At 35.0% G+C, this 19,070-nt stretch carries 20 protein-coding genes; 12 read left to right on the top strand and 8 right to left on the bottom strand.

Annotated features, from left to right (window positions below):
* Window positions 1–10 precede the first annotated feature (10 nt).
* From BW951_RS02560 to BW951_RS02595, 8 genes are all read left to right on the top strand, one after another.
* Entirely contained in the window at window positions 11–739 is a 729-nt protein-coding gene (locus BW951_RS02560; protein WP_076390349.1) for a DUF72 domain-containing protein, read from the top strand.
* A 117-nt stretch (window positions 740–856) separates the two neighbouring features.
* A complete protein-coding gene (locus BW951_RS02565) occupies window positions 857–1,723 on the top strand; it encodes a polysaccharide deacetylase family protein (protein ID WP_076390555.1) in 867 nt (288 codons plus the stop codon).
* Between the two features lie 435 nt (window positions 1,724–2,158).
* Window positions 2,159–2,818 carry a YggS family pyridoxal phosphate-dependent enzyme gene (locus tag BW951_RS02570; RefSeq protein WP_076390350.1) on the top strand — a complete coding sequence of 220 codons (660 nt, stop codon included), beginning with the start codon at window positions 2,159–2,161 and terminating at the stop codon, window positions 2,816–2,818.
* A 69-nt stretch (window positions 2,819–2,887) separates the two neighbouring features.
* Window positions 2,888–4,321, top strand: coding sequence for a hypothetical protein (locus BW951_RS02575; RefSeq protein WP_076390351.1), 1,434 nt, complete (start codon window positions 2,888–2,890; stop codon window positions 4,319–4,321).
* A gap of 36 nt (window positions 4,322–4,357) precedes the next feature.
* On the top strand, window positions 4,358–5,269 hold the full coding sequence (locus tag BW951_RS02580; RefSeq protein ID WP_076390352.1) for a hypothetical protein: 912 nt from the start codon (window positions 4,358–4,360) through the stop codon (window positions 5,267–5,269).
* Between the two features lie 162 nt (window positions 5,270–5,431).
* Window positions 5,432–6,616, top strand: a complete 1,185-nt coding sequence (locus tag BW951_RS02585; protein WP_076390353.1) for a sigma-54-dependent transcriptional regulator — start codon at window positions 5,432–5,434, stop codon at window positions 6,614–6,616.
* 93 nt (window positions 6,617–6,709) lie between these two features.
* Window positions 6,710–8,071 carry an MATE family efflux transporter gene (locus BW951_RS02590; protein ID WP_076390354.1) on the top strand — a complete coding sequence of 454 codons (1,362 nt, stop codon included), beginning with the start codon at window positions 6,710–6,712 and terminating at the stop codon, window positions 8,069–8,071.
* A 46-nt stretch (window positions 8,072–8,117) separates the two neighbouring features.
* Entirely contained in the window at window positions 8,118–8,609 is a 492-nt protein-coding gene (locus BW951_RS02595; RefSeq protein WP_076390355.1) for a hypothetical protein, read from the top strand.
* A 137-nt stretch (window positions 8,610–8,746) separates the two neighbouring features.
* On the opposite strand, the gene BW951_RS02600 is transcribed toward BW951_RS02595, so the two are convergent.
* The 4 genes from BW951_RS02600 to BW951_RS02615 form a co-directional block, all read right to left on the bottom strand.
* Window positions 8,747–9,250: a GNAT family N-acetyltransferase gene (locus tag BW951_RS02600; protein WP_084196352.1), complete on the bottom strand. Its 504-nt coding sequence runs from the start codon at window positions 9,248–9,250 to the stop codon at window positions 8,747–8,749.
* Window positions 9,251–9,302: 52 nt separating this feature from the next.
* Complete coding sequence (locus BW951_RS02605) at window positions 9,303–9,881, bottom strand: Crp/Fnr family transcriptional regulator (RefSeq protein ID WP_076390356.1); 579 nt, start codon at window positions 9,879–9,881, stop codon at window positions 9,303–9,305.
* Window positions 9,882–10,187: 306 nt separating this feature from the next.
* The gene (locus BW951_RS02610; RefSeq protein ID WP_076390357.1) at window positions 10,188–10,616 is read right to left on the bottom strand and encodes a hypothetical protein; all 429 of its coding nucleotides are present in this window, start codon (window positions 10,614–10,616) and stop codon (window positions 10,188–10,190) included.
* 63 nt (window positions 10,617–10,679) lie between these two features.
* Window positions 10,680–13,082 carry an alpha/beta hydrolase family protein gene (locus tag BW951_RS02615; RefSeq protein WP_084196342.1) on the bottom strand — a complete coding sequence of 801 codons (2,403 nt, stop codon included), beginning with the start codon at window positions 13,080–13,082 and terminating at the stop codon, window positions 10,680–10,682.
* Between the two features lie 121 nt (window positions 13,083–13,203).
* On the opposite strand from BW951_RS02615, the gene BW951_RS22610 reads away from it, so the two are divergent.
* Window positions 13,204–13,365 (top strand): hypothetical protein, encoded by a 162-nt coding sequence (locus tag BW951_RS22610; RefSeq protein WP_165814839.1) that lies wholly within the window; start codon window positions 13,204–13,206, stop codon window positions 13,363–13,365.
* 58 nt (window positions 13,366–13,423) lie between these two features.
* On the opposite strand, the gene BW951_RS02620 is transcribed toward BW951_RS22610, so the two are convergent.
* The 4 genes from BW951_RS02620 to BW951_RS02635 all read right to left on the bottom strand — a co-directional run bounded on the left by BW951_RS02620 (window position 13,424) and on the right by BW951_RS02635 (window position 16,846).
* The gene (locus BW951_RS02620) at window positions 13,424–13,852 is read right to left on the bottom strand and encodes a DoxX family protein (RefSeq protein WP_076390358.1); all 429 of its coding nucleotides are present in this window, start codon (window positions 13,850–13,852) and stop codon (window positions 13,424–13,426) included.
* A 68-nt stretch (window positions 13,853–13,920) separates the two neighbouring features.
* Window positions 13,921–14,796, bottom strand: coding sequence for a GTPase Era (gene era, locus BW951_RS02625; RefSeq protein WP_076390359.1), 876 nt, complete (start codon window positions 14,794–14,796; stop codon window positions 13,921–13,923).
* A 121-nt stretch (window positions 14,797–14,917) separates the two neighbouring features.
* Entirely contained in the window at window positions 14,918–15,841 is a 924-nt protein-coding gene (locus tag BW951_RS02630) for a carbohydrate kinase family protein (RefSeq protein WP_228427471.1), read from the bottom strand.
* A gap of 6 nt (window positions 15,842–15,847) precedes the next feature.
* Entirely contained in the window at window positions 15,848–16,846 is a 999-nt protein-coding gene (locus BW951_RS02635) for a LacI family DNA-binding transcriptional regulator (protein WP_076390360.1), read from the bottom strand.
* 344 nt (window positions 16,847–17,190) lie between these two features.
* Between BW951_RS02635 and BW951_RS02640 the strand changes: the two genes are divergently transcribed.
* The 3 genes from BW951_RS02640 (at window position 17,191) to BW951_RS02650 (ending at window position 19,028) form a co-directional block, all read left to right on the top strand.
* Complete coding sequence (locus BW951_RS02640; protein ID WP_076390361.1) at window positions 17,191–17,757, top strand: Crp/Fnr family transcriptional regulator; 567 nt, start codon at window positions 17,191–17,193, stop codon at window positions 17,755–17,757.
* A 111-nt stretch (window positions 17,758–17,868) separates the two neighbouring features.
* Entirely contained in the window at window positions 17,869–18,198 is a 330-nt protein-coding gene (locus tag BW951_RS02645) for a DMT family transporter (protein ID WP_076390362.1), read from the top strand.
* Between the two features lie 125 nt (window positions 18,199–18,323).
* Entirely contained in the window at window positions 18,324–19,028 is a 705-nt protein-coding gene (locus tag BW951_RS02650; RefSeq protein ID WP_076390363.1) for a T9SS type A sorting domain-containing protein, read from the top strand.
* Window positions 19,029–19,070: the final 42 nt, after the last annotated feature.

A 19,070-nucleotide genomic window follows, 5' to 3' on the forward strand; every position in this document is an offset into this window, starting at 1 on the left:
AAGTAACAATATGAAAAAAGAAAATTTATACATCGGCTGTTCGGGATTCTACAATAATGACTGGAAAGGATCATTGTATCCTGAAGACGCGAAAAGTAACGATTTTCTTACGTTGTATTCAGCGGAATTTAACTGCGTGGAAATCAATTCTACTTTTTACAGAAAACCTACTGCAAAAACGTTGTTGAAATGGTATGATGAAACGTCCGATGATTTTAAATTTTTCATTAAAATTCCGAAAACCATTTCCCATGAAAAGCGACTGAGAGAATGCAAAGAAGAAATTGCGGAATTCTGTCATCATATTGAATCTCATTTGAAGGAAAAACTTTCCGGATTTCTGTATCAGTTTCCTCCATCTTTTAAAAATACTCAGGAAAATATTGATTTAATCCTTAACAATATTGATCATAATCATTTAAATGTCATTGAATTCCGTCACGAATCGTGGTGGAATGAAGCGGTATTTAAAATTTTGGCAGAAAATAAGGTCATTTTTTCCGGTGTCAGTTTTCCCGGAAATCTACCGGAAGATGTCATTATCAACGATTCTGAAGTTTTATATTATCGGCTTCACGGAAAACCTGTGCTTTACAAATCTGAATACAGCAATGAATTCCTTGAAAATCTAGCCAAAAAGATTAAAAATTTACAACATAAATCATTTATCTTTTTCAATAATACGTGGGGAAATGCTGCCATTAAAAATTCACTGTATTTAAAGAAAATTCTTGAGTAAAAATATTTTATTAAAATAAGCTTAAAAAGTCAAAATTAAGTGAAATTTGGCGTAATTTTTGTTAAGAATAATTTGGAAAAATTAACAATTTTTAACAACAAAATTCCATTAAATTTTATGACAAAAACTTTTGCGGAAAAGTCTAAAAACAAGACTTTTCTTGGGATGCTTGCATTGGTGAGTGCAACTTCAATCTTATTCAACAACTGTAATCAAAAAAAAGATAAAAAAGAATCTGAAAAACTGATTCCGAAAGACCATCCCGTCGCAAAAATTGTCCCCAAACTTGATGATGAAAATGTTCCTTCAGATAAAAGAGTAATTTATCTGACCTTTGATGACGGTCCGAATCGCGGAACCGAAAATCTTCTGAAAATTTTACACAAAAGAAACATCTGCGCCACCGCATTTCTTGTAGGCAAACACGCTTACGGAAGCAAAAAGCAGCAGGAAGATCTGGAACTGTTAAGAAAAGATCATTTAATAGAACTTGCGAATCACAGTTTCACGCACGCGCACAACAAGTACACCGATTTTTACAAAAATCCCACAGGTGTTGTTGAAGATTTTAATGCAGCAAAAGACAGCCTTAAACTGTATGATAAAATTGCGAGAACTCCCGGAAGAAATATCTGGAGACTGAATAACATTACCGTAACCGACCTTAAAAGTTCAACGGAAGCCGCAGATAAGCTAAAACAGGCAGGTTACAAAGTAATCGGTTGGGATCTTGAGTGGAAACCGACCAATAAAATGGCATTAAAGGGAAAACATGAAGAAATGCTGAAAAAAGTGGACAGTATTTTCTTTAATGACCTTGAAAAAACTTCAAGACATCTGGTTTTTCTTACGCATGACCAGTATTTAACCGATGCAGATTCCATAAATGAACTCGATCTTTTTATTGAAAAACTTCAGAAAAGCAACCGTTTTGTTTTCAGAAAAATCTCGGAATATCCTAAAATTAATGAGGTTTTGAATTAAATTTAATCATCCTTGTCCGATAAACATTGAAACACAATTATAAGGTCGCTCCTCCGGAGCTTCCATTCTAAGAATAACTATTTTCTATGAACAGGTTGCTCCTAATGGAGCTGCATTTAATCCCATCAAGATTTACTGTTAGTAGAAAAAAAGACGCCATCAAAAAAAGCTCCAGAGGAGCGAACTGTCGATTTGTGCAATAAACATTGAGCTCATAAATTTGTTTATATGTTTTATCGGATAATATTGAAATTTAATATATTGTATGTCTGTCATTCTGATCGAAACGAAGTGGAGTGAAGAATCTTTAACAATAAAACTTAGATTCTTCCTTCATCAGAATGACAGACATTCTGTTTTAGACTAAAAGAATTTCACGTCTAAAAATTTCAATATTCATTAGCTTTTCGTCTTTAAAATTCGGAAATTTGCATTATGAGTATTCAGGAAAATTACAATCATATTAAAAGCCAGCTTCCTTCTGATGTACAGTTGGTTGCTGTTTCAAAAACACATCCTGTTTCTGCGATTCAGGAAGTTTATGATCTTGGACAGAGAGTTTTTGGTGAAAATAAAGTTCAGGAAGTATCAGAAAAATATCCGCTCCTTCCCAAAGATATTCAATGGCATCTGATTGGGCATCTTCAGACGAATAAAGTAAAATATATCGCTGAATTTGTGGATACGATCCAAAGTGTTGATTCTGAAAAGCTGATCTGTGAGATCAACAAAGAAGCAGCAAAGCACAACCGAACCATCAAAGTGTTGCTTCAGGTGAAAATTGCGGAGGAAGAAAGTAAATTCGGACTGGAAACCGATGAAGCCAAAGATTTGTTTGAACAGTATCTCAGCGGAGAATTTCAGAATATTGAAATTACCGGATTGATGGGAATGGCAACTTTCACGGACGATAAAGATCAGGTAAAGAAGGAATTTTTAAACCTGAAAAATCTTTTTGATGAATTAAATCAACTGAAAAAACTAGAAACCCTCTCAATGGGAATGAGTGATGATTTTCCGATTGCTATTGAATGCGGTGCCAATTCCGTAAGAGTGGGATCGGCGATTTTCGGGAGAAGAGATTATTCTCAATAAATATTTTAAAGCCCATATACTGTAGAGGAACTATTTTAAAATAGTCCTATTTAAATAATAAACTAAACCATGACAGACGAAAAAAAAGAAAAACTCGAGAGAATTTTTGAAATTATAAAAGACCAACTCGAACCAGAAACAGAATATTATAGTTATCAGACTTACAGGTCCAGACAATCATTTTATAAAGTTACGGAAGGACGAAGAGATGATAATGTACCGAAAGTTATTCATTGGAAAAACAACAGAGAAAATCTTGAAGGAACCGATTTTAATATTTTAGAAGTACTTTATGACTTTAATCGAAATTCTGAGTATGACAAAATAACTTTTTTCACCTTATCTAAAGAAAAGGGCTTTACTAATAAAACTGTTGACGCAAAACTGCTTATTGAACTCATGAAACTTGCACTTTTCAGTGACATTGAGTCGGGTTCAGGCAGAAGAGAAGAAAGTGTAATAAAGATTATTCCAAGTAAAAATTCTGACAGACTGAACTTAGACATTTTCACAAAAATTCATGATGCAGACGGTGGAATCAGAGAATCTGATTTTGCTGAAGTTGAAAAATACGTGGACTGTCTTTATCATAGGTTGGATCAAAAACTGGAAGTAATCTACACTTCGGCTTCAGAACATGCTATTGAGATCCTTACAGTTCCTGAAATCTCGGGATTGACTTCATTATACGCACCTGTTGAAGATTTATCGCTCGAAGCATCGGAAACTGAAAAAGTATACGAATTTCTGGAATCCTGGAGTGATGCAAAAATTGCAAAAGCTCTTGAGGTAATCAATACAAATCCAGTTCTTAAAGCCAATGTTGAAAAAAGATATCTTAAATTTATTAGATCTCGCGTTGGAAATGATGCGGGACTCGACGCTTTTGTTAAAGCTGGGCTTACCCGTAAAGAATTTAACCTGCTTAACGGAAAAGATTTTGATAAAAACTTCATCTCGTTCTCTTATTTTCAGGAGGAAGAATGCCAGCTTGTTGTTAACTTCATCGGAAGTCTTGTGATGAATTATCTGGATATTGATCAGTTCAAAAAAGAAGCTCAAGCTGCCGAAACAGAAGAAGATCTGTTAAAAATTTATTCCTACGCTGCGGATATTGTAAAAAAAGGAATTCTGGAAGAAGCAAAGACAAATCCTGATGGCTGGTTCAGTAAATTAAGTATAAAATTTGCTAATCTTAAAGTATATGATGTACTTTTTGAAAAAACAGATTTTACAATTCCTAATCTGAACTGTTTAAAAGCTTTTATTTTCTATTTGGGAATTAATACTCACAGATCTGTATATCTGGATATTTTTCAGTCCACCTGTAAAGAGCTTACAGAATTTTTCTGGCTTCTCCCTAGTGTACCGCAATCGTCTTGGGGAGATACCGAACTGAAGTTGCCGGAATATCCATTGAAATTTTCACGTACCGCTATTTACAGACTTGGTGACGGTAAGCGCTGGAGAAACAAAAGTTTTCCTGAAAAATCGTCAAAATAAACTTTACACAATACAGTTCAAAACAAGCAAAAAGATATGAGCAAAGCACAAAAATGGGCAGAATCTTATTTCCAACGTTTAGAAAAAATTATTGAAGAATTAAAAGAGCATTCATTAATCAATCATCTTAATTATTTTCAATTTACAGGTGTATCCGATGAGGAGATTGTAAAAATAGAATCGCAAATCATAGAGCTTCTAAAATTAAATGCGGAAGATTATGGAACAATCCCACCTTCATCATTTGAATTTGATGAATACATGAAAGCGTTTTACAGAATGACTAACGGGCTACACATTTCCTGGGATTCTCATATTCTGGAATCATCATTAACCACTAATGAAATACTTACATCTGCACCAAAAGAGAAATTGACTGTTGCTAAAGATGAATTATTACAGGCAGAAGGCTTCCTATCTTTACTTCCTTTAAATTCTTTAGTTTCTTATAATGATGTAAATATTTACGGTGATCCGACAGATTCACGTTTCGGACAGGAAATAAGAAACAAAGGTGGTCATTTTACTTATCTGGACTTTTATTATTTTTACAATGATACCTGTATCGTTCTGAATGATAAGGATGATTCGGGTTTATTATACCATGGAGATGACTATAGTGCTCATTATGATCCTAACAACGTATCCGATTTTGTGATTTATATGGAGTATCTTTTGGCAGCGCGCTTTTCAATCTTTTTGCGTCATACGGCTTTTCTCGACATTAATATCATTAAAGAAATGCGTACTAATCATTATGAAAATCTTATTAACAAGATTCATTCTGAAAATAAATACACAAGCATTGATAACATTTTGAAATATCATATGCTTAATGAGCAAATGCTTGAGAGCTATGGAGATCTAAATTATTTACAATCAAAACCAGAAGAAGTTTACAATAAAATTGAAGAACTTTTGGGCTTAGTGTTAGAAGATGAATTATAAATTACAAAACATAAGTAACAAATAATAAAAAAGAAAATATCTTTTAAATTAGGTACATTAAATAATAGTTTTCAATGTTTTAAATTGTAAGATATATTCCAACTAAACGATTAGGTATAGTTTTTGCTAATAATTCAATCAAAAAAATCTAAATTTGCAACTATGCAAAAAATCCTTATTGTAGAAGACGAAAAAGCAATCTCAGGAGTACTCCACAGTATTCTTTCTGACGAACTAACCGACTATGAATTTGTAATTGCCGAAGATGGGCTTGAAGGCTATAAACAGGTAGAAAAAGAAGATTTCGCACTGATCATTTCTGATATCAAGATGCCAAAACTTTCAGGAACTGAACTTTTAAAACAAAGTTTAGCGCTGAAACCGGAATCTACCTTCATCATGATTTCAGGACACGCAGACATCGATTCTGCGGTTTCATGCCTTAGAGACGGTGCTTATGATTTTATTTCCAAGCCAATCGACATCAACAGACTGATTACCAGCGTTAAAAACGCTTTAGCTAAAGAAACGCTGAAAAAAGAAAATAAAAATCTTCAGACAGAAAATAAAACGCTAAAGAAAAAGGTAAGCAAAAAATACCAGATGATCGGTGAATCCGCAGGTTTGAAGAAAATTCAGGATATGATCGGAAAAGTTGCTGTTTCTGATGCAAGGGTTTTGATCACGGGACCAAACGGAGCCGGAAAAGAATTGGTTGCTCATGCCATTCATAACCAAAGTGACAGAGCAAGAGGCCCGATGATAGAGGTAAACTGTGCTGCGATTCCTTCTGAATTGATTGAATCTGAATTATTCGGTCACGTAAAAGGGTCTTTTACAGGTGCTATTAAAGATAAGCAGGGAAAATTTGAGCAGGCAAACGGAGGAACGATTTTTCTTGACGAGATCGGAGATATGAGCTTAATTGCTCAGGCAAAAGTGTTAAGAGCATTACAGGAAAGCAAAGTTTCGCCTGTAGGAAGCGATAAGGAAATTAAGGTGGATGTAAGAGTTCTTGCAGCAACCAACAAAAATATGCAGAAGGAAATTGAAGCGGGAAGATTCAGAGAAGATCTTTACCACAGACTTTCTGTTATTGAAATCTATGTTCCGCCATTGGATGAAAGAAAAGAAGATATCAGATTACTGGTTGAGCATTTCTCCGGAATGATTGCTGATGAACATGGTACTGCTGTAAAAAAATTCGACGATAAGGCGATTGATGCTTTAAAAGCGCTTTCATGGACCGGAAATATCAGAGAATTGAGAAACGTTGTGGAAAGATTGATTATTTTAGGAGGAAACACAGTTTCTGCCGAAGACGTTGCAAGTTTTGTAAGGAAATAATGTAATTATTACTTTAAATAAATTATGAAAATTGCAGTATCATTTGTTACTGCAATTTTTTTTGAATAAAAACTATATGAATTGTAAACAATTATGAACTTTTTAAATAAAAACTATACGAAAGAATGCCTCACGCTGGCTCTTCCTGTGATGTTAACGCAGGTCGGGCAGGTTTCGGTGAATCTTTTTGATAATATTATTGTAGGAAATCTTCTGGGAGCCGATGCTCTAGCTTCAGTTTCATTGGGAAATGCTGTGTTTTTCTCGATGTTTGTATTGGCTTTGGGATTTTCTTTTGCCATTCCGCCTTTGGTTTCGGAAGCGCATTCGAAACATGACCATAAGACGATCAATTCTGTTTTCAGTCATGGCTTTATCATCAATATGACGGTGGGAATTTTGCTGATGGCAATTTTACTTTTAGGAATGCCGCTGCTTTACAAATCCGGACAGCCGGAGAAGATCATTCCGGATACGGTTGATTTTTTAACGATTATGGCAATCAGTATTGTTCCGTTTATGGCTTTTCAGACACTGAGAGAAGTTTCGGAAGGGCTTTCTTACACCATTGGAGTTACTAAAGCGACCATTATTGCCAATGTCATTAATATTGTTTTAAATTATGTTTTCATTAAAGGGCTTTGGATTTTTCCTGAAATGGGGGTAAAAGGTTCTGCCCTTGCAAGTTTAATCGCCAGAATTTTTATGGTGGTTTTCCTGTATTTTGTGCTTTCGAATGAGAATAAAACAAAACAGTACATCAAAGATTTTTCGTTAAAAGTTGAAGTTTTTTCAAAGAAAATGTTTGAAAAGATGATCAGACTCGGTTTTCCGACGGCTTTACAGATGTTCTTTGAAGTGACTGCTTTTGCCGGAGCCGCTTTTATCTGCGGGCTAATTTCGGCACACGATATTGCTTCTCATCAGATTGCCTTAAGTATGGCTTCTTTTACTTTTAATTTATGTATTGGGTTCAGTGTGGCTTCAACGGTGATGATCGGGAGAAAACTGGGAGAACAGAATTTTGTTGAATTAAGAAAGGTAGGAATCAACAATCTGAAAATTGCGTTTATTTTTATGTGCATCTGCGGAATTGTCTTCATTTTGGGACGAAATATTCTTCCGACATTCTTTACCAAAAAAGAAGAGATTGAAGTTATTGCTTTAGCTTCCAAATTAATGATAATTGCTGCGTTGTTCCAGTTATCAGATGGAATTCAGGTGACAGCTTTGGGAATGTTGAGAGGGTTGCAGGATGTAAAAATTCCTTCTATTTACACGTTTATTGCGTATTGGGTAATCACAATTCCTTTAGGATATTTCCTTTGCGTAACCATGAAAATGGGAGCTTTCGGAATGTGGATCGCTTTAGGATTGGGATTAACGGTTTCCGCTGTAATGCTGGTCAAACGGTTTTTGAATATGTCTGCAAAAAGAATTAAGCAGAATCTGTAATAGGAAAGCGGTCTTTTGGGATCGCTTTTTTATTTAAATTTGTTAAATGGAATTGACAAACCGCGACCTGAGAAGACATTTATTATTTTTTGATCCTGCTTTTTCAAGACTGGAAAATATTCTTGAAGGCTTAGATAATGGCATTAAACATCTTTATAATTCTGAATTATGTATTGATTGGTACGGTACAATGGATGAAAAACATGAATGTGAAACTATTTACAGATTGGCTATTCTGGCTTTTGAAACTTATATTACTTCAAGCGCTGCTTCCTTGTGTAAAGAGAATGAAAATCCTCAGCAGTTTTACAACCTTTCATCAGAAATTATTTTAATTTTAGCTCTCGCAAATTATCTTACTTCTACAACAAAAAATTATGATACCATTTTTGAGAAATATTCTTTAGAAATTAATAATTATCCTCTTTACAATGGAATCAAGATTTTAAACAACGAAAGAGATTTACTTCAGATTGGTAAAATTTTGAAATCGTGGAGAAACCAAATTGTATATATTCAATATCCTAGCCCCGATTGAACGGCATGTCTGAGCTCTTTTCAGGTTTCGGCGGCAGCGAAGCTGCCGCCGAAACCTGAAAAAGCGAGTAGTGAAAGCGGGGAAAAGCTCCTAAAAAATAAACTTTTTAAGATGGCTTTGCTCCTGACAAGAACAAACTACCCTACCCTTTTTCCTAAAATCACCAAAGTTCTTTCAACACCGTCCAAAACGGCAACATTCGGAAAAACACCCCAATCTTCAAAACCAAAATGTCGGAATAATTTCAGGCTGGGTTCATTATGTAAAAAGATGAATCCCAATAGTGTTTTTACTTCAAATTTTGGTGCGTTATCAATGCAGTATTGCAGTACTTTTTTTCCGTAGCCTTTTCCGCGCGAGCTTTCGTCCATGTAAATGCTGAGTTCCACCGTTCCGTTGTATGCCGGTCTTCCGTAGAATGATGAAAAACTAACCCAACCTAAGACTTCGTTCTGTTCATTTTCAATGATCCAGAGTGGTCTTTTTTCAGGATTGTGGTCATGAAACCATTCGATTCTGCTTTCTACAGAGATATTTTCTGTATCGGCAGTTACCATTCTCGAAGGAATGGTTGAGTTGTAAATTTCTACAATTTTGGGTAAATCTTTCAGTTCAGCATTCCTGAATTTCAGTTCTTCCATTGATTTCAGCATATTTCTGCAAAGATAAAAGAAGCGTTTAAATCTGTTGAATTTATTCTTCAGAATTATTCTCCTGAAGCTCTTCTAAAGCACGGTTCAGGCTTTCCACAGTAGTTCCGAGATAGGTTGCCATATCTTCTTTTGAAATTTCCATTTCTCGAGATTTCACTTCCAAAAGTTGAGAAAGTGTATGTTCTGTCTTGTGAAGCTGCTGATAAGAGGCGCGGCTTGAAGTATTGAAAATACGCTCTGCAAAAACATCCAACAATAAATTATTGAGGGTAAGATCTTTTTTGATCAATGCCTGAAAATAGGGAATCGACATCGAATAAACGGTAACTTCCGTAATCGCTTCAATACTGCAGATGCAGGGAACATTTTTAATGACTTCGATTTCACCGATGATTTCTCCTTTTCCCATAAATTCCACAATATATTCTTTTCCGTTTTCTTCCACGAAATAGCATTTGGTAATGCCGCTTTTAACGAGCATGATCTTTGTGGAGATCTGATTTTGAATTAATATTTTATCGCTTTTTTCAAAAGATTCTAAAACAATATTTCCTTTATGTTCTTCACTGCTGTACAGTCCTTCAAGGTAGTCTAAAAATGTCTGATTGGTTCGTAACATATCTTTTCGGAATCAATGTCCCCTGTTTTTTTATTTTTTACTGAATTTTGCGGGCTGAAAATTACAAAAACTAAAGTAAACAGAATATGAATAATGTAAGTAATCAAATTGTTTTTGATATTCCGGTAAAGTCTGCTTAGATCTAATTGTCTGTAATTTTTAGTATTATTTTTCTTAACATATTCTTCTCCGATTGATTTTAACTGAATATCTGTTTAATAGACTTTGAAATTAAATCTGCATTATCAGCAAAATCAGCGAGAAATAAATCTAATACAAAATAAAAACAGCTTTTTAAAACAAATTTTACATGATTTTCTGAAAATTTATCAGTTCTAAATTATCTTTCCAACCGCCAGATTCCATCATGGAAATGACAATCATCTTTTTAAACTCTTCAAATTGTGTCGTTTCACCTTTTACAACAGCATTTTTCCACGGACTTTTGTGTTCCGGAATGAAATACTGCACCGCGAATACTTCGTAAGATCCTGATTGAAAACCTATAATTTCAACATAGTGTTTATCCTCTTCATCACTACTGAATAAAAGCAAATGTGCATGTGAAGTCAAACCATAAATGAAGGTATCTTTAAAAGTATCATTCATAAAATCTAAAATTTTAAGCATAGGAATTCCTGCATTTCCAAATGCATCCTCCGGTTTGGGAAGAAATTCTTTATAAAAATCCTGAAGCGACAGTCTGCTTTGTTCTGAACGTCTTACGATTGGCATTTGAATTTTTTGACAAAGAAAATAAAAACCCGTCCAAAATTGAACGAGTTTTTATGTAAATTATTATTTTTTCAAACATTTCTCCAAGAACTGATCCTGTTCCCAAAGCAAATGAAGAATATTCTCTTTCGCTGCATATCCGTGAGCTTCTTTTGGCAGAAGAACCATTTTTACTGGTGCGCCAAGATTTTTAAGCGCCTGAAAATATCTTTCCGTCTGCAAAGTGAACGTTCCGGGATTGTTGTCTGCATCTCCATGAACCAATAACAGCGGCGTTTTCATCTTATCAGCATTCATGAAGGGTGACATCGTGTTATAGATTTCCGGAACATCCCAGTAATTTCTCTGTTCGCTTTGGAAACCAAAAGGCGTCAAAGTTCTGTTATACGCTCCACTTCTTGCAATTCCGCACGCGAAAAGCTTGGAATGGGTTAAAAGATTTGCCGTCATAAAAGCCCCGTAAGAATGTCCTCCTACCGCAACTTTTTTCTTATCAATATAACCTAACTGATCTACCGCGTTGATTGCTGCTTCTGCATTGGCGACCAATTGAGGAATAAATGTATCATTCGGTTCTGTTTTTCCTTCTCCGATGATCGGGAATGCGGCATCATCCAAAACGGCATATCCTTTCGTTGTCCAATACACGAAAGAACCGTAGTAAGGGAAAGTGAAATCGTTTGGATTCTGCGTATTCTGTCCTGCCGTGTTTCTATCTTTATATTCGGTAGGATAAGCCCAGATCAGCAATGGTAATTTTTCCGTTTTTGCCTTTCTGTCATAGTTAGCAGGAAGATAAAGTGTTCCGGTAAGCGTAACGCCGTCATTTCTTTTATAGGTAATCACTTCTTTGTAGACATCTTTAATGCTTTCAAAAGGATTCGCGAAATTGGTTACCGCTTCTGTTTTATTGGATTTAATGCTCTTCTTAAAATAATTCGGATATTGGCTGGAAGATTGCTGAATCGTAAGAACTTCTCCTTTGGCAGGATTTAAAATATCAATAATTTCTTCCTTTGCATTTTTAAGATTGGAAGTATACAGCCTTTTCTTTTTCATGGTTTTCACATCCATCTCATCAATGAAAGGATGCTGTCCGTCTTTTGTGAATCCGGCTCCGATGAGGTAAGACTTTCCTCCTTTCATGTCGACAACGTATCTTCCGTACTGGTTTTTTGTCGTATTGAAATTTCCGGGATCGCTGTACACATCCTGATAATTTCTGTCGTCAATGACTTTAGATTCTCCGTTATTTAAATCAACTAGGAAAGATTTTGTATTTCTTGTATCGTACCAACCTTCGGAAACAATGGCGTAATGATCATTTGTCCAGCTTACATCTTCGTATCTCTGTTTTGTTTTAAAGAATGATTTCGGTCCGTTGGTGAAAGGTGCTTCCCAAGTAAAAATCTCATCCCTGAATTCTGCATTTTTATACTGATCTCCTCCGTCCAGAGCTTCTGCATATACCAAAGTTGCAGGCATATCGCTTCTCCATCCCATATCTCTTTTTCCTATTCTTACGGAAGAGAATCCTTTAGGCATAATTTCGTTCAGAGGTGTTTCGTTTACAACTTTCACCACATTTCCGTTCATGTCATACACCGTAGTGGTCATCGGAAATCTGCTTAGTGGAACAATGTAAGAAAACGGTTTTTTAATGGTTGTCGCCATCAGATAATTTCCGTCCGGCGAAAAGCTCAATCCGGAATACATATCCTGATCTTTTACTTTCTTTAAAGTTCCGTTCAGATCAACATTATATATTTCTGAAGCGGTTAAGACTTCAAAATTCTTTTCATCCTGCGGATTTTTCAGAAGATCCTGATACGTTCTGTTCTGCGAAACTTTTCCGTCTGCTGTGGAAACAATGGGACCTGTCGGAAGATCTTTGCTCGAATCTATTAAAGCAGGTCTGTTTTGCGGAAGGGTTTTGATCAATAAATTCTGAGAATCTTTGTACCAGATGTAAGGACTTCCCAAATTTGCATTTAAGTTATCTGAAGTTATTTTCTTTGCGGTAGCGGTTTCAAGGTCTACAATCCAAAGCTCCACACCTTTATTGGTGGTATTGGTAAACGCCAGTTTTTTTTCGTCCGGAGAGAATGAAGTATTGGTGATTTTTGGATTCGAAGGTAAATTTTTAACCTGAACTTCCGTTTTATCGTTCATTTTTCTCACTTTCAGGTTATTGGCATACGTTGCCGAACTTGAAATATTGGTTACCGGATTTATTCTCAATCCTCCGAGCTTCATTTCCTGCTGACTTAAATCTTCCAGAGTTTTATACGTCGGACGGTAGGTAAAAACAATCCAGTCTTTTTTACTGTTCATCAAAACACTTGGAGGTCTTTCATAATCAGCAAGTTTCAGGATTTCCGCAGATGGTTTTTGATACGTAATATTTTCCTGCGCTTCATAGAAATTGAGGAACGCAAGAAGGCATATGGTCAGTCTTATCTTCATAATAATTTCAATTTCCACGAAATTAATGAAAATTAGAGAATATGCAAGGATATATTAAAACACCTCTACGTGATTTAACAAAATAATATTATCTTTAGTATTCATCAAATTCAGAATCATTATGAAAAATCTAAGAAAATTAGAGCGAAGAGAACTTCGCGCCATGAATGGCGGAAATGCGCCGCAGTGTCCTTCAGGATACAAACCCTGCATGAAAATCGATGAAACGAGTGAACTTCCTAAATGGAGCTGCATCCCGTCCAACCTTCCCTGCAACCCTTAGAAAAACAAAAAAGAGCGGTTGAAAACAACTGCTCTTTTTAATTTATATTGTAAAATCATTACCAATCATTGGCTCTTTTCCTTTTCTCGATCATATAATCGACAGAAAATTTTCCTGCCCCGAAAACCATCAGTAAAAGATAGACGGAAAGATAAATAAGGCTCATTTCCCGTTTTTCAAAAGGATCTGCTCCATGAACGACGAAACCCGCAATAATCATGGTAAACATCAGAAATCCTAATGAAATTCTTGAGAACAGTCCTAAAATAAGGAGAATCGAACAGGCAAATTCTGCGAAAACCGTTAAACCTAAAGTGATCTGCGATCCTAATCCTAAAAAATCAAAAAAGTCTGACTTACCTTCTAAAAGCATCTGAAGCTTTGGAAAACCGTGAGAGAGCATGGCAAAACCAATGAAAACCCGCACGATAAGCAATGCAACATCTTTTAAAACAGAATCTGAATTTATTGTGTTCGAATAGTTCATTAAAAGCAATTTACATTTAAAGATAGTGAAAATTCTTCTAATAGAACGGTTTTTAGATGGTTTTTAGTCTATCTGTATCCAAAATTTTTCAAATCTCTGTCGTTTTTTCTCCAGTCTTTTTTTACTTTAACAAAAAGGTTCAGGTGAATTTTTTTATTGAAGAATTTTTCAAGATCCAGTCTGGATTCTGTCCCTACTTTTTTGATCGCTTCTCCTTTATGCCCGATGATAATTCCTTTCTGGGTATCTCTTTCCACGTAAATAATAGAATCGATGAAGATAATTCCTTCCTTTTCCTTGAACTGCTCCGTAACCACTTCCACAGAATACGGAATTTCTTTTTCGTAATTTAAAAGGATTTTCTCACGGATTGCTTCATTTACAAAGAATCTTTCAGGCTTATCCGTATACTGATCTTTATCGTAATAAGGCGGATTTTCCGGCAGTAAAGATTTAAGTTTCGGTAAAATAATGTCTGTATTAAAAGCATTTAATGCAGAAATAGGCAGAATTTCCGCTTTCGGGATTCTCTCATGCCATGTTTCAACCAGTTTTTCCAAACCTTCCTGATTGGTCTGATCTACTTTATTCAGCAAAAGCAAAACAGGCACAGGAATTTTGTTCAGCTTATCAATCAGAAATTCCGAAGGTTCAGCTTTGTCGGTAACATCTACAATGAAAAGGAAAACATCGGCATCCTGCAAAGAATCCTTTACAAAATCCATCATTTTTTCCTGTAAACCGTATTTCGGATCCAGAACTCCGGGAGTGTCTGAAAATACGATCTGTAAGTCTTCTTCATTATAAATTCCGAAAATTCTGTGGCGTGTTGTCTGAGCCTTTTGGGTTACAATCGCCAGTTTCTCCCCCATCAGTTGGTTCAACAAGGTAGATTTTCCGGCATTGGGCTTTCCAACTATATTTACAAATCCTGCTTTGTGCATAAAAATTATATTAGGATTTGCAAAGTTACTAAACTTAATCGGTCTTTGGAATTAATTGGAAACTTTTACCGACAAAAAAAGACTTTTCCGATCTGAAAAAGTCTTTGATTTTCTTGTAAAATTAAAATTTTGAGTCTTTAAAATTTTTAAATTCGCAATACCTGTAATCTGGACACGCGCCTGATTTTGAAGTAATGAATGCTCCTAAAGCAATTCCTTCCTTAATAATTTCTTCAGGCTCCTGATTCTGAATCCTTTTGGAAATAAAACCGGCAAGAAAAGCGTCACCGCTTCCCACTGTATCTGCAATGGTGATGGGAACGGCAGGAAAACTGTAATTTTGACTTCCCACAAAATAACCTGCGCCTTTACTTCCTTTGGTTAAAATAATTTCATTAACCTTAAATTTTTTCTGAATGAATGAAACACTTTCTTCTTCACTTGTATATTCTTCACCCATAAATTCAAGGATCTGCTTCATCTCCGCTTTGTTCATCTTTACAATATCGGCTTTATTCAACAATATTTTAATGAATTCAAAATCGATGAAAGGCGGTCTGAAATTTACATCAAAAATTTTCAGTTTTGCCAATTCAAGCAGTTGAAGCAAGGTTTCTCTGGTCCTTTCATTTCTGGCAGAAAGACTTCCGAAGACAAAAGCTTCCGCATTGGCAACCAAATCCTGATGTTCAGGAAGAAAATCTATAAAATCCCATGCTACATTTTCAACAATTTCGTAGCTCGCTTCATTGTGTTCATCTATTTTAGCGATCACCGTACTCGTAGGATGAACTTCATCTATCTGAATAAAATCTGTGGTAATTCCCCAGCTTTTAATTTTTTCCGTTAATTTTTCTCCCAGTTCATCCTTTCCTGTTTTGCTAAGCATTTTTACATCGATGCCCATTTTATGAACATTATAGGCAACATTAAAAGGTGCACCTCCTGCTCTGGAACCTTCCGGGAAAATATCCCACAAAACTTCACCGAAACATACAATATAAGGCTTTTTTTCTGTCGTCATTACATCTTCTGTCATTATCATTTTTTATTATTTTACGGAGCTTCTTTCCATAAATTTAGCATGGAAGGTTACTCTTTTTCCGTTTGTAGTATAATTATTAATCTGATTGTCTAGAAGTTTTACCGATTCTCTTGCCATATCATACAATGGCTGCTGTACAAATGAAACTTCCGTCGGGAAAAGATAATAGGCTTCAGTCTCATCGAACGCAACCAATGAAACCTGTTCCGGAACACTGATGTTATGATCGATCAGATATCTAAGACCTGCAATTCCCAGTTTATTACTTGAAAAATAAATGGCCGTTTTTTTGGAAAGATCCAGATTTTCCTGCATTTTCTGATGCACTTCTTCGGTAATATTATGAATTCCGATTAAAATTCTTTTCGCCGAAATATCCGACTCACCAATTCTCTTATCAAATCCATCCTGTCTGTCCAGCAAATGCGGAAGTTCAGTATCGTAACCTACATAAATAATTTCATCGAAATCTTTTTTTACCAGATGATCGCAAATATGTTCTGAAATTTCTGAATTATTGATCATTACACCCGGAAGACTTACATTTTTAAGATAGCGGTCGATGGTTACAATCGGATATTCTTCCTGAATGAGCTTATTGATGGCTTCATCCGAATCCACAACCGGAGCGATAATCATTCCGTCGACCTGCTGTTCTGAGAAAAGCTCCGTTAATTTTTTAAATTTTTCAGGATTTTCATCGCAGCTTCCGATCAGAAGTGTATATCCCAGCTTCATGGCTTCATCTTCAATATTTCTTGCAATGTTGGAGTAAAAGTCGTTTGAAATATCTGCAACAATCAGCCCGATAAGCTTCGTCTTGTTCATTTTCAGACTTTTTGCAATTTTATTGGGCGTATAATTGATGCTTTTTGCCACATCCAGAATCCTTGTTTTTGTGGCTTCGCTAATTCTGCTTCCTTCTTTTTTGTTGAGAACATAGGAAACAGTAGCCACAGAAACTTCTGCAATTCTTGCTATGTCTTTAATAGAAGCTCTTTTCATAATTTTCTGACTTTGGTGCAAAAATATTTCATAAAAAATATAAAAAACAATAGACGATTTTTTTGGTCGTTTTGAAAATAATTGTAGATTGGCAATTTTTCAAAATCCAAATGAAACAAAATACAAATACCTAAAAATCAATTAATTAAAAATAATTCTAAATTTAGATTGTTTGTATATTAATTCAATAGCAATCTTTATATACTTCCCGATCGTTGTTTTGGTTAAACGTTTTACCTTCTAAATTTAATTAATTTTTAATTTAATTCAAAACAGAGGAGAATAATTTTCTTGTTTTCTGTTGTCAAAACCAATATTTTAGACAAATTATCCAAGACTTAATTATGGAAATTGACGAAATTCTCGACCGCATATACATACTTCCTGAAATCTCAAAAATAAAACTGAAACAATACATTACAGAAGTTTCTTATCCCAAGAATTTCTGTCTGATGGAAGCTGAAAAAGTAATTCCTCATATCTATTTTTTAAAAAAAGGAATTGTACGCGCATACGCATCCACAGAAGAAAGAGACATTACGTTCTGGTTCGGAAATGAAGGCGAACCGGTGGTTTCCATGAAAAGTTATGTGGAAAACAATCCCGGATACGAAAATATTGAACTGCTGGAAAATTGCGAATTCTACAAACTGGAAACAGAGCATCTTAAAAAATTATTCAACGAGGATATTCATATAGCCAATTGGGGAAGAAAGTTTGCGGAAAGAGAACTTGTAAAAACCGAAGAACTGATTATTTCAAGACAATATAAAACGGCTCTTGAAAGATATAAAGATCTTGTAAAAAATAAACCTGACCTGATCAGAAGGGTTCAGCTTGGGCATATTGCTTCTTATTTAGGGATTTCGCAGGTAAGCCTGAGCAGAATAAGAGCGGAGATTAAGCTGTAGCGTTTGAGAGTTTGGATAGATGAGATCTTATATTTACAGTAGATTTTTTAACAATTGTAAAATTTTATTCTTTCCAAATTACAGAACTTTGCAGTTGAAAATTACAGAAAAATGAATTGGATTATCTTAATTATTGCAGGATTATTTGAAGTTGCCTTTGCTTCATGTTTGGGAAAAGTAAAAGAAACAAGCGGTACGGCAATGTATTTTTGGTTTGCCGGCTTTCTGATCTCTTTAACGGTAAGTATGCTTCTACTGATCAAAGCCACCCAAACTTTACCTATTGGAACCGCTTATGCCGTCTGGACGGGAATCGGAGCTGTAGGAACTGTTTTAATGGGAATTTTCTTCTTTAAAGATCCGGTAAGCTTCTGGAGAATTTTCTTTATTGTGACTTTAATTGGATCTGTGATTGGATTGAAGGCTGTTTCTGCACATTAAAAAAATTAAAGAAAAATTTATAATCTTGTTAAATGCTTTGTAGCAAAGCCGTTTTCAGAATTTGAAAGCGGTTTTTTTATTACAGAAAGTTTATAATTTTAATTATCTTTGAGAAAATTTCAACCATGAAAAAAACTTTACTATTGTTATTTACAAGCAGTCTTATCTTTGCACAGAATAGTTCCCAACTGTTCAATACAAACTGGTATATTTCACAAATGATTATAGGAGGACAAACAACCGTTACTCCTACGATGGATCAGTCGCTTCAGCCTTCTACATTTTCAAATTCATCCGGAAGTAACGTTTTTACTTCAAAGTATTTTAATGTTTCCGGAATACCGCTTACCTTTTCTACGATAGATGATTCCTTTATTAAAAACAGTTCTGCAGGATGTACGTTGGCAGATTACTGGGGAAACAATATGACGGCTGTACAAGGATATGATCAAAAAAACTGCGACTTTTACGTTAATCCGGCAATTGGTCAGGTTTATAATTATCAGGTTGTTCCCAATGGTTCAGGAAAGACTTTAATTATAACAAATCCTTCTAATGGTAATAAAATCTATTACAACAGTTCCATTTTATCAACAAAAGAGAATAATCTCAAAGCAACCTTTTCTTTTCAAAATCCTGTAAAGGACAATTTAATTGTGATAAATCTGGAAAATGATCTTCCTGTAAAGGTTTTTAATATGCTTGGACAAATGATGTATGAAGGTAAAACATCTGACAAAAAAGTGAAGATTGATACCCGGAATTTTGTAAAAGGACAATATATTTTAATAATTGAAGGACAAAAACCTTTGAAATTTATTAAAGAATAATTCCTTATGATTAATATAGCAAAAAACGTCTTCGCAATGAAG

Source organism: Chryseobacterium gambrini (assembly GCF_900156825.1).
Classification (GTDB): domain Bacteria; phylum Bacteroidota; class Bacteroidia; order Flavobacteriales; family Weeksellaceae; genus Chryseobacterium; species Chryseobacterium gambrini.

What these genes read in the sequence shown, in the direction of transcription:
- BW951_RS02580 (WP_076390352.1), top strand. Translation starts at nt 4,358, where the DNA reads ATGAGCAAAGCACAAAAATGGGCAGAATCTTATTTCCAACGTTTAGAA.
- BW951_RS02615 (WP_084196342.1), bottom strand. Translation starts at nt 13,082, where the DNA reads ATGAAGATAAGACTGACCATATGCCTTCTTGCGTTCCTCAATTTCTAT.
- BW951_RS02640 (WP_076390361.1), top strand. Translation starts at nt 17,191, where the DNA reads ATGGAAATTGACGAAATTCTCGACCGCATATACATACTTCCTGAAATC.
- BW951_RS02560 (WP_076390349.1), top strand. Translation starts at nt 11, where the DNA reads ATGAAAAAAGAAAATTTATACATCGGCTGTTCGGGATTCTACAATAAT.
- BW951_RS02570 (WP_076390350.1), top strand. Translation starts at nt 2,159, where the DNA reads ATGAGTATTCAGGAAAATTACAATCATATTAAAAGCCAGCTTCCTTCT.
- BW951_RS02650 (WP_076390363.1), top strand. Translation starts at nt 18,324, where the DNA reads ATGAAAAAAACTTTACTATTGTTATTTACAAGCAGTCTTATCTTTGCA.
- BW951_RS02595 (WP_076390355.1), top strand. Translation starts at nt 8,118, where the DNA reads ATGGAATTGACAAACCGCGACCTGAGAAGACATTTATTATTTTTTGAT.
- BW951_RS02635 (WP_076390360.1), bottom strand. Translation starts at nt 16,846, where the DNA reads ATGAAAAGAGCTTCTATTAAAGACATAGCAAGAATTGCAGAAGTTTCT.
- BW951_RS02585 (WP_076390353.1), top strand. Translation starts at nt 5,432, where the DNA reads ATGCAAAAAATCCTTATTGTAGAAGACGAAAAAGCAATCTCAGGAGTA.
- BW951_RS02610 (WP_076390357.1), bottom strand. Translation starts at nt 10,616, where the DNA reads ATGCCAATCGTAAGACGTTCAGAACAAAGCAGACTGTCGCTTCAGGAT.
- era (WP_076390359.1), bottom strand. Translation starts at nt 14,796, where the DNA reads ATGCACAAAGCAGGATTTGTAAATATAGTTGGAAAGCCCAATGCCGGA.
- BW951_RS02565 (WP_076390555.1), top strand. Translation starts at nt 857, where the DNA reads ATGACAAAAACTTTTGCGGAAAAGTCTAAAAACAAGACTTTTCTTGGG.
- BW951_RS02605 (WP_076390356.1), bottom strand. Translation starts at nt 9,881, where the DNA reads ATGTTACGAACCAATCAGACATTTTTAGACTACCTTGAAGGACTGTAC.
- BW951_RS02620 (WP_076390358.1), bottom strand. Translation starts at nt 13,852, where the DNA reads ATGAACTATTCGAACACAATAAATTCAGATTCTGTTTTAAAAGATGTT.
- BW951_RS02600 (WP_084196352.1), bottom strand. Translation starts at nt 9,250, where the DNA reads ATGGAAGAACTGAAATTCAGGAATGCTGAACTGAAAGATTTACCCAAA.
- BW951_RS22610 (WP_165814839.1), top strand. Translation starts at nt 13,204, where the DNA reads ATGAAAAATCTAAGAAAATTAGAGCGAAGAGAACTTCGCGCCATGAAT.
- BW951_RS02575 (WP_076390351.1), top strand. Translation starts at nt 2,888, where the DNA reads ATGACAGACGAAAAAAAAGAAAAACTCGAGAGAATTTTTGAAATTATA.
- BW951_RS02590 (WP_076390354.1), top strand. Translation starts at nt 6,710, where the DNA reads ATGAACTTTTTAAATAAAAACTATACGAAAGAATGCCTCACGCTGGCT.
- BW951_RS02630 (WP_228427471.1), bottom strand. Translation starts at nt 15,841, where the DNA reads ATGATAATGACAGAAGATGTAATGACGACAGAAAAAAAGCCTTATATT.
- BW951_RS02645 (WP_076390362.1), top strand. Translation starts at nt 17,869, where the DNA reads ATGAATTGGATTATCTTAATTATTGCAGGATTATTTGAAGTTGCCTTT.